Genomic DNA, 12,032 nt, shown 5'->3' with positions numbered 1-12,032 from the left:
GGAGAATGTATGCCCGCAGGACTGCAATGCTGGGATGCCACCGGTAAAATGGTGGTTGATATAGGCGATTACAACACACGTTATTTAGGCAGAGCGTCTGCTTCAATCGATACGAACGCTGCTCAATTATTTGTGCCTTTCTCCGGTTCTACTCTAATTGGTTGCTTTGCAGTAATCGTAGGCGCTCAGTCAAATACACCCGGATTAGGCGCGGATAGTTATGAATTTGCGGCTCGATGTCTTAATGGCGGGGTGCAGGTAATAAGAGTTGGCGGCCCGAAATCTGTAACATTAACTTTGGACGTGTACGCTTTCATATGAGTGGATATCAAATATTTAATGCTGCTGGAGCACTTGTAATTGATTCCAATTATAAGGGCACATACTTCAGAGATACCATAGGTTATTCAAATTTAACTGACATAGGTTATTACGATATTAAATGTCAGCTTGGTAATTCCACTGATATGGGGTTTGTTACAGCAAGGCCGGGAAATGATGGTTCGCTCAAGTGGTTTAAGCCCAGCGAGGGATCAAGGTTCTTCTTTGCCGGGCAAGGTGACTGGATGACAGCTAATGCCGGTATCGTAGCAAGAACGAGAAGTGATATTCCCGTAGAGAGCGGATACAAAGATGTATTCAATGCTGCAGGTGAGCTGATCTGGTCAGCCGTTATGGCTGCAAAGATTCCTCGCATACTTGGCTTCTTTGACATCCCGGCAAACTATGATTTAGATAATGCTGTTTATTCTCAAAATATCGGGACCAATACATATATCCTTTCCAGTGCTCTTGCGTATGGGAATATTTTTGATGATGGAGGAACTAACACTGGATACTCGGGTATTTACTTCAGGTTTTCTGGTGGGGTTCTGCAATGCCAGTGGGTGAGTAAATTGCAGAATACTTGGGCATCTTCTTTCAAACCATATGGTTTAAGGATTCCATACGCAATCCTACCCAACCTGACATAAGTAAATTTGATCCCAAAGATCGTTTTCACGATTTGAACCAATTTCAAAATGGCGCTGTTATACCATAATTCTGGAGGGCAGCATGCGCAAACTTATTTTCTTATCTATTATATTATTTTCATCCTTGGCTAATGCCGCAAACGTAATCTCATATCCTGATCGACCGGAAAAACTCCGTATTGGCGGAGAGGTTAACGTGCTTTATGACGTAAGCAGTAGCGGAAGAACGGAAAATATTCGCCTTATCAGCGCTGATCCAGAATATGTTTTTGATCGAAGCGTGAAGAGGCAGGTTTCATTGTGGCGTTACCCAGAGGGTAAGCCCCAAAAAGACGTTTCACTTAAAGTAATTTTCAAAGCGAACTGAACATCACATTGATATAGCCCGGCCAAATGTGCCGGGCTTTTTTACGCCCGGAGAAAACTATGCCAGTAGGCACTATCGCTTTAACGAACGGTTCTAATGCTGTAACCGGCACAGGAACAAGCTTTACTACTGAGCTTAAGCAAGGTGACTTCGTTTACGTCACAGTGGGCAGCGCACCTTACACGCTGGTGGTTTCGTCCGTAACATCAAACACACAGTTAACTCTTTCAATTGCTTTCGATGGTCCAACTACATCAGGCCTTGCGTGGAATGCTGTTCCGGCATCAATGCAGGTGGCTATCACACAAAAAATCCTGAACGACTTCGCACAGGTTGCGCGCGGGCGCATTCTTGATTTCCAGAACTGGCAGAAAATTTACAGTGGAGATCAATCTGTAACTGTAACGCGCCCGGATCGTACCACTTTTACCGGTCCAAGCTGGGGCTACATGTCAACACAGTTTGGAAACAAGCTTGATAAGGCGCAGAACCTTAATGATCTGACAGACAAATCAACAGCTCGCACTAATCTTGGATTAGGTGAACTAGCAACATTTAATGGGCCCCTCTCTATAAATAAGGGCGGTACTGGTAGTGCATCTCCATTCGGGACAGCAGCTAATACATTCGCCCAGGGAAATGATTCAAGACTTGGAACAATAAATAACAAAACGGGCGGGACGTTGACAAGTGAAACAATTGTCAGAAAGACGATTACTTCGGTCAGCGGTACGCTAGTAAATGGCGGTTTGCTTTATCAGGGGACTATAGTAGATCAGAATGGAACAACAATCCGATCGAGTATTTTTCCTGAACTGAATAATGGACAGTTCTCACAGACAACTATCAGCAATTATGACTCGGGTTCGAACACGTCAAAATACTGGCAGTTCCGTAGTGACGGAAACGCATATGCTATAAACGGAACCTGGCAGAATAGCTCTGATAAAAGATTCAAGTCAGACTTGAAAGCTATTGATAATGCCTTAGCCAAAGTCAAATCGCTCACAGGTTACACGGGTAACAGGGATGGATCAAAATTCACGGGGCTTATAGCTCAGGATTTGCAGGCCGTACTGCCTGAGGCCGTATCTGTCATGGGTCCTTACACCCTCCAGAGCAACATTAATGGTATGAAAAAGGGAGAAATCATCCCTGATGCACTCGGTGTGGCGTACGGTGATACAGTTGGTTTGTTGGTAGAGGCGATAAAAGAGCTATCAGGAGTTATTGATAACCAAAACTCAGTGATATCAGAATTGCAGCAACGCTTGAAAGCTATAGATGGTCTGGACGCATAAAAAAGCCCCGGCGACGGGGCAGCTTAATACCGCGTCCATCTTCATGCAGGCTGCGGGTTTAACCTTGAGGTTAGACTATTTGAGCCGTTTCTCATGTGATCACCTTGCTGCAGGCGCACGTTAGAACTGCAGACCAAGGAGGCGTTATGGAAAACCTACTCAACAAAGAGGCTCAACATGAAGTGGCTCGCATAATCGGCGAAGCTGCGATAACCATTCTTGCAGAGAAGCGTCAGCTATCGAGAGATGCTCTGATGCAAGTGATTCTCGGTGAATCAAACCAAGAGCCCAACATAGCCAGAGACATCGCCCTGCATCTGCTTGAACGCTGACACCAGCCGGGCGGCATTGTCGCCCACCTAAAAATCCTTCCGCGCCAATCCCTTCCTAAAAACCATCATCAATCGACTTGATCGATCCTACCGATCGATATTACTGTATTTATATACAGCATCCATCAGGGAGGGAGATGACCATGCCCCGCGACTACGAAATTAGGATGGCCTTTAAGCAGGCTATGAAGCGAGATGCCTCAGGCCGCTTCACTATCAGCACGCTCGACTTTGTGAGCGAACTGGAACGGCTGAACTGGCATTACACGCTTCGCGCCGCCAATAGCTGGATAGAGATGCACACGACGACCTTCCGTGACATTTCAACGGCTGATGGCGATGAGCGCACCTTTCAGGTTTTCAATCCAAACGGCGGCATGTGATGTTTGCGCTCGTTGACGTGAACTCGTTTTACGCCAGCTGCGAGACGGTGTTCAGGCCTGATTTGCGCGGTAAGCCGGTTCTGGTGCTCAGCAACAACGACGGTTGTGTTATCGCCCGCAGCGCTGAAGTGAAAGAGCTGAAAATCCCGATGGGTGCGCCTTACTTCAAGCTAAAGGACGAAATCCGCCGGCACAAGATTCACGTGTTCAGCAGCAACTATGCGCTGTACGCCGACATGAGCAACCGGGTGATGACCATACTCGAAGATATGGCGCCTTCGGTTGAGGTCTATTCGATCGATGAGGCATTCATGGACGTCACCGGACTGGACAGACTGCAGTCATTCGATGAACTCGGCCGAAAGGTGAGAGCGCGAATAAAGCAGGAGGCGCACCTCACTGTTGGTGTTGGTATCGCACAGACAAAGACGCTGGCGAAACTGGCTAACCACGCTGCCAAAAAGTGGACGAAGACCGGCGGTGTTCTTGACCTGTCGGACGTTGGGCGCCAGCGAAAACTTATGGCGCTGATTGACGTTGAGGATGTATGGGGCGTCGGAAAGAGAATCGCCAAACGGCTAAAAATAATGGGCGTGAATACAGCCCTGGATTTAGCGGACAGCCCCATAAAGCTGATGCGCGATAACTTCACTGTCGTAATGGAAAGAACCATCCGCGAGCTGCGCGGCGAGCCATGCCTCGAGCTGGAAGAGTTCGCGCCGACTAAGCAGCAGATTGTCTGCTCACGTTCGTTTGGTTCGCGCATTACTGAATACGAGGACATGAGGCAGGCGGTTTGCTCGTACGCAGAACGCGCTGCTGAGAAGCTGAGGCGAGAACGCCAGTATTGCAGTCAGGTAGCTGTCTTCGTCCGAACAAGCCCACATGCAGAAGGTGAAGTGTTCTATGGCAACCAGGCCATGGGCAGACTCCTAACTCCAACAAATGACACGCGAGAAATAATACGCGTTGCCATGCAGGGGCTCGACCACATATGGCGCGACGGTTGCCGGTATATGAAAGCAGGCGTGATGCTGGGCGACTTTTACAGTCAGGGCGTGTCACAGCTCAATCTCTTTGATGAATTCAAGCCACAGGCTAACAGCGAATCGCTGATGCGTGTCGTTGACGGTCTCAACCAGAGCGGGAAGGGGAAATTATGGTTTGCAGGACAGGGTATTCAGAAATCCTGGGAGATGAAGCGCGAAATGTTGTCTCCGGCATACACCACCAGACTGTCGGACCTGCCAGTGGCGAAGTAACGTTTCTGCTTCAGCCGCTGCAGCACATCCTGTCTACGCGTGAGACTTCCAGCATGGTCGAGCTCAATGGCCGCAGGTGCATAATCGATAAGCAGCGTTACCCGGTAAATGGTGACACGGTGCTGATCGATATGTCAGGCATGTATGAGTGGGCGATGATCATGATTCATCCGCGGCGACTTATTACCGACGATGGCGCATTCCTGATGGATGACCTGCTGGAAGATATAGCGGTGGTGGGAGTGGTGACGCATGAGGTTACAACCTTGAACACAGACGATGAGGCGCCATTTTGATAAAGAAAAGCCCGGTAGTGGTGGCTAACCGGGCTTGCACTATCCTGTGCAAAACATTTCCAATGGAGTTGAGTCGTCAATACAGGGAAGTAAGAGCGACTTATTGAAAATAGACTCGCTCTTAAAAATAGCTAGCGAAGCGGTAAATTTATTCTGCAAAACTATAATCATATCTATGATTTATAAGGATTAATCTCAAAGCCAAAAGTAATCATTTACGATTATTAAAATAGGGAAAATTCAATTATATTCAGATGCTTATGTTATTTTTTGCAAGGTAATGCTGCGTCACCTGGAGTGGTTCGAAGCGGCTGACCTGATCGTTAAAGGTGTTGAAGGCGCTATCGCTAACAAAACCGTGACCTACGATTTCGAACGTCTGATGGACGGAGCTAAACTGCTGAAATGTTCAGAGTTTGGTGACGCGATCATCAACAACATGTAATTTGCCACTGAGGCAGAAAGCATAACGGGAGCCAATGGCTCCCGTTTTTTTGCTCTAAAATTAGCGACTATTACAGCTAAGAATTTATTTCATTGCCAGTACGGATTGAGCATCAATAATAATGCACTTGCCTGCGCAGTTGTCGTTTCCGGTGATCACTGGCGATTCCGTAAGAGTGAAATTCATACCTGCTTCTTTCTTTACGGTGTATGCCATACCCGCAAACGTCCACGGCATGCCTAAAGATAAAGAACCAAACTCATCATATTTCGATGATTTTGCAATTTTTGGCAAATTCTCACTATTCAATCGGTAGTAAAGAGTGCCATCGAAATCTTTTGGCACCACTTTAGTGATTTCGGCCTGTAAAAGTGCATACTCTTTTTGCTGAGGCGAAGAAAACCCCTCTTTAATGTTGCTGGCTGCAAGCCATCCTGCAGCAACAGGAAGCAAAAGATAAATGAATACTGAGTATTTTATTTTATCGATAACAAAGAATAGTCCGATAAGGAAACAAGAAGTGGTAATTAGCGAGAGCGCACTGATAGTACGGTAGGCCGCCCAACTCTCTGTCACCAGCAAGTTTGGTGTCATTGCTGCAATAGCAAAGAGGAAAGATAAAAATACTTTTTCTTTGCCATTCTCACTAATGTTTTTCAATCCGATCAAGATAAAACCTAGCGATATGATGATCGAGAGTGCTTTTCTGCCGGTGTCAAAATTACAGATGGCATTTTTTAATGGTTCTACAAAGAACCATTTAATCTTTCCTATAAGATCAATGGTGATGTTACTTCTTGAAAGTGTCTCGCTGAATAACAGGAGCGGAATGGCTTTAGCTAATACTAATGCCATCAACATACCAAAGAAAATCATTGCGAAAGTACGAATGAGTTTCTTTTTCTCGATTTTTTTGGAAGTTAGGCAAGTATCCAAAAATGCAAAAAAAAGGAAACACATTGCAGTGGGCTGGTAAATAGCGAAGGAGAAGGTGATCAGCAATGCTGATAACATAACCCCTGAAACGCCGCGCAATGTTGTTAGCGCTGAGTAACTCAATCCAGCAAGAATAATCGAGGAGACAAAAGGAAAACACACTGACCACGAGTTGAATACCTGGAAAGAGGGCAGCAAACAGATCGTTAATGAGAATATCACTCTCTGCAAAGTATTTTTGAGGATGTTGCTAACAGAGATAAATTTGTAAAAGTAACAGCATAGTATGATAAGAGAAGAAACGGATAGCAGTCTTAACAGTATTAACGAGTCCACGCTGGATATAAAGAATGAGAGTAAATAGCGCAAACCGCCGTAGGCAGGCCTTCCTGAAAGAACATCCCATTTAAAAATGCTGGCTGGATCAGTCTGAGAGCTGAACAGATAGTACCAATCATCCGAAAAAGCATAGCTCGAGAGAAAAACAGGGCTATAACTGGCGAGCAAGGCCACGGCAAATAAAACATAAATTTTAAAGTTATTGCAGACTATATTAGTCATTTGATTCCTTTTTTATATATCGAGGTCTATGTTTGGTTTCAATATATATCCTGCCAATATATTCACCTAATACACCTATTCCTATCAACTGAATTCCACCTAAAAAGAGTATTGAAACCAATAGTGACGGATATCCGGCAACAGGATTTCCCCATATTATTTTATCAATAATCATCCATGCGCCATAAACGAACGACAAGAACGCGACAAAAAAACCTATATAGGTCCACACTCTGAGCGGAAATGTTGAAAAGCTGGTCAGCCCTTCAAGAGCCAGATTCCAAAGTCGCCATCCATTAAATTTTGCCTCTCCGGCAATACGCGCGGGGCGGCTATATTCAACGATGGCAGAATCACCTTCCACCCAACTTAGAAGACCTTTCATAAACAGATTGCGTTCCTGCAATTGCTTAATGTTTTCGACAGTTGCGCGAGAAAGTAAACGAAAGTCGCCAACATTTTCTTCTAATTTTGGTGAGCTGATTTTATTGTGTAACTTGTAAAACCATGCAGCGGTTTTTCGCTTAAAACGACTATCGCTACGTCTATCATTGCGCTTGGCCAATACAATCGGCCAACCTTCTTGCCATTTATTTATCAGCAAAGGAATGACTTCAATGGGATCCTGAAGATCAACATCAACCGGAATGACTGCATCACCACTAGCATGTTCAAGTCCAGCGAGCAGCGCGGCTTCTTTACCAAAGTTACGAATAAAATTGATGACTAATACAGATTCGTCATTATTCTGAATCGATTTAATAATCTGCTCTGTGCTATCAGTACTGCCATCATTAATAAAGATGATTTCAAGATTGTAAGAAGAAAGTTTTTCTTTAACGGTCCGGTAAAAAACAGGTATTGCATCTTCTTCGTTAAAGACAGGCACCACCAGAGAAATTTTCATTTTTTCACCCTAAAAACAATAAAGTTTGAATAAATGAAGCCGAATATCAGACTTATGATGGAAAATGAAATAAGCGTAATAATCGGATTAATATGCGTATGATCGGCGAAGCTGCCAATACCTGCGGCCATCATGCCCATAAAAGCGACAAAGATGACATAGCGAAAGGTTGTCGCTTCGGCTTTAAACGTCCAGCGTGCGTTAGCAAAAAATGAAAATGTTACGGCGACAATGAAAGCCAACAGATTAGCCAGCCATTGGCGGGTATTCAGAGAATACAGGGCTGCAAACACCATCCAATGGATCAAGGTGTTAATGATGCCAACTGATAAAAACCGTGAGAATAATTTCAACATAGTGAAATGTTAGCCATGAGGACATCATTATTTTAAAAATAGTGGGGAATTTTACATGGAGGCTCACAACAAATAAAGTCGTAAAATCATCGTCCTCACCAACATGTCATTAGCGAAAGCCATTGGTTTACGAATATTAAAGAAACGGGAACCACTGGCTCCCGTTTTTTATTGCATTAATCGACGTGCTGCTCATTGGATTTTGCCACCTGAGCTCGCTCCTGCGACAGCCGCCAAAAATCGCTGCCGCCCGGCTGCTGATACATCCGCAGCGAGAAGTGACCGACAATCGCGTAGATATACTCAAAAATGGCTGATTGAGAATCCTCGTAATCCACCCACAGCACTGACGAGGTGAAGCAATAAACTTCCACCGGCAAGCCCTCTGGCGAGGGCTTCATGGCGCGCACCACGATATACATATCTTTCTTGATATCGTCGCGCTGTGACAGCCACGCCGTCAGGTACTTACGAAACACCGTCAGATTGGTGATGCCGTTTTCGGCAAACCAGCGTTCGCCCACTGCATTGCTGTCGCGACCATCCATCAGCGCCGAAAGTTGCTCACTGACACCGCGAATTTGGCTCATCTGCTGCACCATATCGTGATCGAGAAAGCGTATCGACATTTGATCAAGATGGAAACTGCGCATAATGCGTCGCGCGCCGGAGGAGAACATCGCCTGCCAGTTGGTGTAGGTTTCAGTGAGGAAATTTTTGGTTGGGATGCGCGACAGCGTATTGTCCCAGTTGCGAATGGTGATGGTATGCAGCGCGATATCGATCACTTCGCCGCTGATACCGTTATCCGGCATCTCAATCCAGTCACCGAGTTGCAACACATCGTTTGAGGACACCTGAATATTGGCCACCAGCGACATCAGCGTGTGCTGGAACACCAACATCAACACCGCAGCTACCGCTCCCAAACTCGAGATAATAATCACTGGCGATTTATTCGACATAATCGCCAGAATCATGATCGCCGAAATAATGTGCACCAGAATCTTGCCGACCTGAATATAACCTTTGATCGAGTGATTCTTGCGTTTAGCTTTTTTCGAATAGGAGTTATTAACGATCTCCAGCACTTCGGTAAAAAACAGCGATAAATAGACGAAGAACAGAATACCGCAGATGGTCTTTATCGCGATCAACAGATGCTCTGGTAAATCCGGCATAAATTGCAGCAGATAATAAACCGTGATCACCGGGATAAAGTTAGAGAGCTTCTCCGACAGCCTGACGTCTTTATCCAGCGGCACCTGATTCTTGTGCGTGCTGAAGAACACCTTCCTCACCACCTTTACAATAAAGAATTTACAGATTAGATGGGCGATCATGCCGGCAAACATCAGTAATACCAGACTAAAGGCGGCCGACAGCACCGTGTTGCTCTCAATAAAACTTTGAATCTTGCTTAAATAATTCATTTCAACCACATGTCGGACAGTGTTGGCGGGAATTCAAACATAAATGCACCAATGGCGATATGCCACGCGTGCGCAATAGTCTACACCATCGCTGGTTTACATTCCCTTTCGCAGAAGTTTGAATCAGTTAACATTAACGTGCTGACGGCGGTGTGCATTAAAGACTAAACCGCTATCTTCAGCGCTTACGATTGAGGAGGTGGTATGAAAGGTGTAATCAAGTTCGTTAAAGGCTGGCTGCTGTTTTCCCTGTTGTGGGGCATTTTTATGTGGTTTGTTTCGTGGCAGGCGCAGGGCAAAGAGATCGGCATGGTGATCGTGATGAGCTTGTATGCGGGATTAATTTACCAGGCGCTGATGACCATGGTTGCACGATATAAAGCACGGCGCGCGCAAGTTTGATTGCACACAACTGCCCACATAGCTTTGCGGGACGTTGACGCTGATTTGCACTTTTTCCGGCAATCTGAGTCAACTTAGATCAGTCTGCTGGAAATAAATAATGGGAAAGAAGAGTGTAGCGGCGTGGTTTTTCCTACTACTTTCATTGGGTGCCTGTGCGCAACTGCCAGCGGGCGAGGTTAATTTGCCGACACAACACGAGCGTCATTTGAAGGGAGGCAGCAGCGTGGCGGATGTTGCCGAAACGCCAGATGAACATGTCAAAGAGCGGACTGAGGATGTGGGACACCATCAATAGAAATCGGGGCCAGCACGGCCCCGTTTCAACTGATTACTTACGTCCGAGCAGAAAACCAACAATCACACCAATGCTGGCTGCAACTGCCAGGCCGGTCGCGGGATTATCGCGTACCGATTTCACCACACAATCCGCTGCATCCTGAACCGCATAGCTGGCTTGAGCCGGGTAACGACGCGCTGCGCCTTTGGCTTGCTGACGGCGTGAACCGGTAAATTCGCCAAATTTTTCCTGAACGGCACCCGCCGCTTCATTCAATTTTGCTTCCGCTTTGTCGCTCATAATTACTCCCTGATCGTGGTGAATGTCCTGTAAAGCGTAGTCAGAGAAACTGTATGCAGCAAATGACGCAGCGGTAAAGGTTGTAACAGCAGTTTGCAGTGAGCAAAAATTCTGCGCGCAGCAGAAAGGCGGGAACGCAATAGTCTGAACTTAGGGCTTTCCACGATAAGCCGGATACCAGCTGACCAAAAAGTGACGCAGATGATCCAAACACCACTCGGCATCATCGGCCTGCTGGCAGTAATAGCGCATGGTCACTTTTTCATAGCGCATGTGGCGTTGCTGTAGCGGTGACCAACCCCAATCGAGCACGGCACGCGCATAATTGATCAGTGTGCCGCTCTGCATATTGTGCTGCTTCTCTTGTCGGCTCAAATAGATCTCAAATGCCTGATCCAGACCTTGCGTCTCTTCAGCGTCGAAACCTGTCACTGTCGGGCGGAACGCCACATCAACAAACCCGCACACGCCGTCGTCACGCTGCTGCCAGTCGCAGGCCAGCGTCATAAACAAGCCCTCCTGCAGATTGACCTCTTCCAGCAGACGCCGCATATTTTCGGAATGTTTACCGGCGGTGATCTCATCAATACGATCGGTCTCCAGCGTCAGGTCGAATCCACAAGGATTCACCGAGCCATCCGCATTAGTACTGGCCGGGAAGGGGAAATCGATATAACCGTTGTTATCCAGATTCTTTTCCATCAGGCAGGTCCGCAGCGTGAGATGGTCAGACAATAAACCATCTCGCACTGCGACGCACGGCTTATGGGCACGTCCAGGTGATCATGGTGTTCTGATAGGGATTGATCAGGCGGAACTGTTTATCCGACAGCCGTTGCGCGTAGAGGCCCTCAGCGGTGATGGCCGAAGGCACGTACTGGAAGCGATCGGTGGAGTGCAACGTACCACTTTGCACCTTCACGCCATCGCGCGAAACGGCGAAGGCGTTCACCAAATCAAAGATGCGTGCCTGCGTATTGCCCATCGATTGTCCATAAATCGTCGACACTTCGCCTGGACAGTCGACACCTTTCGGTGCGGAACTGCAGCCAGCTAAAACTAAAAGGGTGAGTACAACCGTGATTCGCCACATGAGCACCTGCTTCATTCCCTGGTTTGCAATGGCACGCCAATGCGTACTGATAAGTGGATCATAGCAGGTCTGACGCTGCTTCCCATTTGTCATTTGTATAATCGTTAAGCGGAAGGAATGTAAAGGGGTGACTTTACTAGCAGAGAAACGGTATTCTTGCCAGCGTTGCGCACCAGGTAAGCAAAGCAAGGGTAAATTAATGAAAGAAGAAGAAGCGAGTTTAATGATTCTTCAGCACGCGATCGACAAATTAGAAGCCGACAAAAAGAAGCAGGTAATGAACTGCGTAGCGGCCATTCAGGAAGTGATGCAGCGTTTTGAAGCCGAAGAGGCCGGGCTGGCATTGATGTTGGTCGCGGCGCAAGTGGCCGCTGAGTAGTGCTTGCTCCTGCGAAATCTCGCCA

18 protein-coding genes are annotated in these 12,032 nt (G+C 46.7%); 11 read left to right on the top strand and 7 right to left on the bottom strand.

Going from position 1 to position 12,032, the window contains the following annotated elements:
* Nucleotides 1–9: 9 nt before the first annotated feature.
* From RTM06_RS08180 to RTM06_RS08140, 9 genes are all read left to right on the top strand, one after another.
* A complete protein-coding gene (locus tag RTM06_RS08180; RefSeq protein ID WP_312181296.1) occupies nucleotides 10–321 on the top strand; it encodes a hypothetical protein in 312 nt (103 codons plus the stop codon).
* Complete coding sequence (locus RTM06_RS08175) at nucleotides 318–974, top strand: hypothetical protein (RefSeq protein ID WP_312181294.1); 657 nt, start codon at nucleotides 318–320, stop codon at nucleotides 972–974. Before RTM06_RS08180 ends, RTM06_RS08175 begins: the two co-directional genes overlap by 4 nt.
* An 82-nt stretch (nucleotides 975–1,056) precedes the next feature.
* Nucleotides 1,057–1,341, top strand: a complete 285-nt coding sequence (locus tag RTM06_RS08170; protein WP_312181292.1) for a TonB family protein — start codon at nucleotides 1,057–1,059, stop codon at nucleotides 1,339–1,341.
* A 59-nt stretch (nucleotides 1,342–1,400) separates the two neighbouring features.
* Nucleotides 1,401–2,642 (top strand): tail fiber domain-containing protein, encoded by a 1,242-nt coding sequence (locus tag RTM06_RS08165; protein WP_312181290.1) that lies wholly within the window; start codon nucleotides 1,401–1,403, stop codon nucleotides 2,640–2,642.
* A 146-nt stretch (nucleotides 2,643–2,788) separates the two neighbouring features.
* Nucleotides 2,789–2,974, top strand: a complete 186-nt coding sequence (locus RTM06_RS08160; protein ID WP_312181288.1) for a hypothetical protein — start codon at nucleotides 2,789–2,791, stop codon at nucleotides 2,972–2,974.
* 143 nt (nucleotides 2,975–3,117) lie between these two features.
* Nucleotides 3,118–3,357: a DNA polymerase V gene (locus RTM06_RS08155; RefSeq protein WP_222182926.1), complete on the top strand. Its 240-nt coding sequence runs from the start codon at nucleotides 3,118–3,120 to the stop codon at nucleotides 3,355–3,357.
* The gene (gene umuC, locus RTM06_RS08150; RefSeq protein ID WP_312181286.1) at nucleotides 3,357–4,619 is read left to right on the top strand and encodes a translesion error-prone DNA polymerase V subunit UmuC; all 1,263 of its coding nucleotides are present in this window, start codon (nucleotides 3,357–3,359) and stop codon (nucleotides 4,617–4,619) included. Before RTM06_RS08155 ends, umuC begins: the two co-directional genes overlap by 1 nt.
* A gap of 53 nt (nucleotides 4,620–4,672) precedes the next feature.
* Nucleotides 4,673–4,915: a hypothetical protein gene (locus tag RTM06_RS08145; protein WP_312181284.1), complete on the top strand. Its 243-nt coding sequence runs from the start codon at nucleotides 4,673–4,675 to the stop codon at nucleotides 4,913–4,915.
* 220 nt (nucleotides 4,916–5,135) lie between these two features.
* Nucleotides 5,136–5,360 carry an isocitrate/isopropylmalate family dehydrogenase gene (locus RTM06_RS08140; protein WP_312181391.1) on the top strand — a complete coding sequence of 75 codons (225 nt, stop codon included), beginning with the start codon at nucleotides 5,136–5,138 and terminating at the stop codon, nucleotides 5,358–5,360.
* 84 nt (nucleotides 5,361–5,444) lie between these two features.
* Here the strand turns inward: RTM06_RS08140 and RTM06_RS08135 are convergent, their stop codons facing one another.
* The 4 genes from RTM06_RS08135 to RTM06_RS08120 form a co-directional block, all read right to left on the bottom strand.
* Nucleotides 5,445–6,857 carry a glucosyltransferase domain-containing protein gene (locus tag RTM06_RS08135; RefSeq protein WP_312181283.1) on the bottom strand — a complete coding sequence of 471 codons (1,413 nt, stop codon included), beginning with the start codon at nucleotides 6,855–6,857 and terminating at the stop codon, nucleotides 5,445–5,447.
* The gene (locus tag RTM06_RS08130) at nucleotides 6,850–7,764 is read right to left on the bottom strand and encodes a glycosyltransferase family 2 protein (protein ID WP_312181281.1); all 915 of its coding nucleotides are present in this window, start codon (nucleotides 7,762–7,764) and stop codon (nucleotides 6,850–6,852) included. The genes RTM06_RS08135 and RTM06_RS08130 overlap by 8 nt, the downstream gene beginning before the upstream one ends.
* Nucleotides 7,761–8,120 (bottom strand): GtrA family protein, encoded by a 360-nt coding sequence (locus RTM06_RS08125; RefSeq protein WP_008108178.1) that lies wholly within the window; start codon nucleotides 8,118–8,120, stop codon nucleotides 7,761–7,763. The genes RTM06_RS08130 and RTM06_RS08125 overlap by 4 nt, the downstream gene beginning before the upstream one ends.
* 176 nt (nucleotides 8,121–8,296) lie before the next feature.
* Complete coding sequence (locus RTM06_RS08120; protein ID WP_312181279.1) at nucleotides 8,297–9,553, bottom strand: mechanosensitive ion channel domain-containing protein; 1,257 nt, start codon at nucleotides 9,551–9,553, stop codon at nucleotides 8,297–8,299.
* 204 nt (nucleotides 9,554–9,757) lie between these two features.
* Here RTM06_RS08120 and RTM06_RS08115 point away from each other — a divergent pair, with 204 nt between their 5' ends.
* Complete coding sequence (locus RTM06_RS08115; RefSeq protein WP_256696224.1) at nucleotides 9,758–9,955, top strand: DUF6404 family protein; 198 nt, start codon at nucleotides 9,758–9,760, stop codon at nucleotides 9,953–9,955.
* A gap of 331 nt (nucleotides 9,956–10,286) precedes the next feature.
* Here the strand turns inward: RTM06_RS08115 and RTM06_RS08110 are convergent, their stop codons facing one another.
* The 3 genes from RTM06_RS08110 to RTM06_RS08100 form a co-directional block, all read right to left on the bottom strand.
* Nucleotides 10,287–10,535 (bottom strand): CsbD family protein, encoded by a 249-nt coding sequence (locus tag RTM06_RS08110; protein ID WP_007891510.1) that lies wholly within the window; start codon nucleotides 10,533–10,535, stop codon nucleotides 10,287–10,289.
* A gap of 150 nt (nucleotides 10,536–10,685) precedes the next feature.
* Nucleotides 10,686–11,237, bottom strand: coding sequence for a hypothetical protein (locus RTM06_RS08105; protein ID WP_312181275.1), 552 nt, complete (start codon nucleotides 11,235–11,237; stop codon nucleotides 10,686–10,688).
* Nucleotides 11,238–11,298: 61 nt separating this feature from the next.
* Nucleotides 11,299–11,628, bottom strand: a complete 330-nt coding sequence (locus tag RTM06_RS08100; protein WP_265297060.1) for a hypothetical protein — start codon at nucleotides 11,626–11,628, stop codon at nucleotides 11,299–11,301.
* Between the two features lie 199 nt (nucleotides 11,629–11,827).
* On the opposite strand from RTM06_RS08100, the gene RTM06_RS08095 reads away from it, so the two are divergent.
* A complete protein-coding gene (locus RTM06_RS08095; RefSeq protein WP_008108187.1) occupies nucleotides 11,828–12,007 on the top strand; it encodes a hypothetical protein in 180 nt (59 codons plus the stop codon).
* The last annotated feature ends 25 nt before the right edge of the window (nucleotides 12,008–12,032 follow it).

The sequence above is a fragment of the Pantoea sp. CTOTU46764 genome (assembly GCF_031974595.1).
In the GTDB taxonomy this organism is placed as follows: Bacteria; Pseudomonadota; Gammaproteobacteria; order Enterobacterales; family Enterobacteriaceae; genus Pantoea; species Pantoea trifolii.
This window is presented reverse-complemented; position numbering and strand designations above follow the sequence as displayed.

Excerpts from the sequence above, each read along its gene's own strand:
- RTM06_RS08165 (WP_312181290.1), top strand. The coding sequence starts at position 1,401 with ATGCCAGTAGGCACTATCGCTTTAACGAACGGTTCTAATGCTGTAACC.
- RTM06_RS08125 (WP_008108178.1), bottom strand. The coding sequence starts at position 8,120 with ATGTTGAAATTATTCTCACGGTTTTTATCAGTTGGCATCATTAACACC.
- umuC (WP_312181286.1), top strand. The coding sequence starts at position 3,357 with ATGTTTGCGCTCGTTGACGTGAACTCGTTTTACGCCAGCTGCGAGACG.
- RTM06_RS08135 (WP_312181283.1), bottom strand. The coding sequence starts at position 6,857 with ATGACTAATATAGTCTGCAATAACTTTAAAATTTATGTTTTATTTGCC.
- RTM06_RS08130 (WP_312181281.1), bottom strand. The coding sequence starts at position 7,764 with ATGAAAATTTCTCTGGTGGTGCCTGTCTTTAACGAAGAAGATGCAATA.
- RTM06_RS08155 (WP_222182926.1), top strand. The coding sequence starts at position 3,118 with ATGCCCCGCGACTACGAAATTAGGATGGCCTTTAAGCAGGCTATGAAG.
- RTM06_RS08115 (WP_256696224.1), top strand. The coding sequence starts at position 9,758 with ATGAAAGGTGTAATCAAGTTCGTTAAAGGCTGGCTGCTGTTTTCCCTG.
- RTM06_RS08105 (WP_312181275.1), bottom strand. The coding sequence starts at position 11,237 with ATGGAAAAGAATCTGGATAACAACGGTTATATCGATTTCCCCTTCCCG.
- RTM06_RS08175 (WP_312181294.1), top strand. The coding sequence starts at position 318 with ATGAGTGGATATCAAATATTTAATGCTGCTGGAGCACTTGTAATTGAT.
- RTM06_RS08180 (WP_312181296.1), top strand. The coding sequence starts at position 10 with ATGCCCGCAGGACTGCAATGCTGGGATGCCACCGGTAAAATGGTGGTT.
- RTM06_RS08120 (WP_312181279.1), bottom strand. The coding sequence starts at position 9,553 with ATGAATTATTTAAGCAAGATTCAAAGTTTTATTGAGAGCAACACGGTG.
- RTM06_RS08145 (WP_312181284.1), top strand. The coding sequence starts at position 4,673 with ATGGTCGAGCTCAATGGCCGCAGGTGCATAATCGATAAGCAGCGTTAC.
- RTM06_RS08170 (WP_312181292.1), top strand. The coding sequence starts at position 1,057 with ATGCGCAAACTTATTTTCTTATCTATTATATTATTTTCATCCTTGGCT.
- RTM06_RS08160 (WP_312181288.1), top strand. The coding sequence starts at position 2,789 with ATGGAAAACCTACTCAACAAAGAGGCTCAACATGAAGTGGCTCGCATA.
- RTM06_RS08095 (WP_008108187.1), top strand. The coding sequence starts at position 11,828 with ATGAAAGAAGAAGAAGCGAGTTTAATGATTCTTCAGCACGCGATCGAC.
- RTM06_RS08110 (WP_007891510.1), bottom strand. The coding sequence starts at position 10,535 with ATGAGCGACAAAGCGGAAGCAAAATTGAATGAAGCGGCGGGTGCCGTT.
- RTM06_RS08100 (WP_265297060.1), bottom strand. The coding sequence starts at position 11,628 with ATGTGGCGAATCACGGTTGTACTCACCCTTTTAGTTTTAGCTGGCTGC.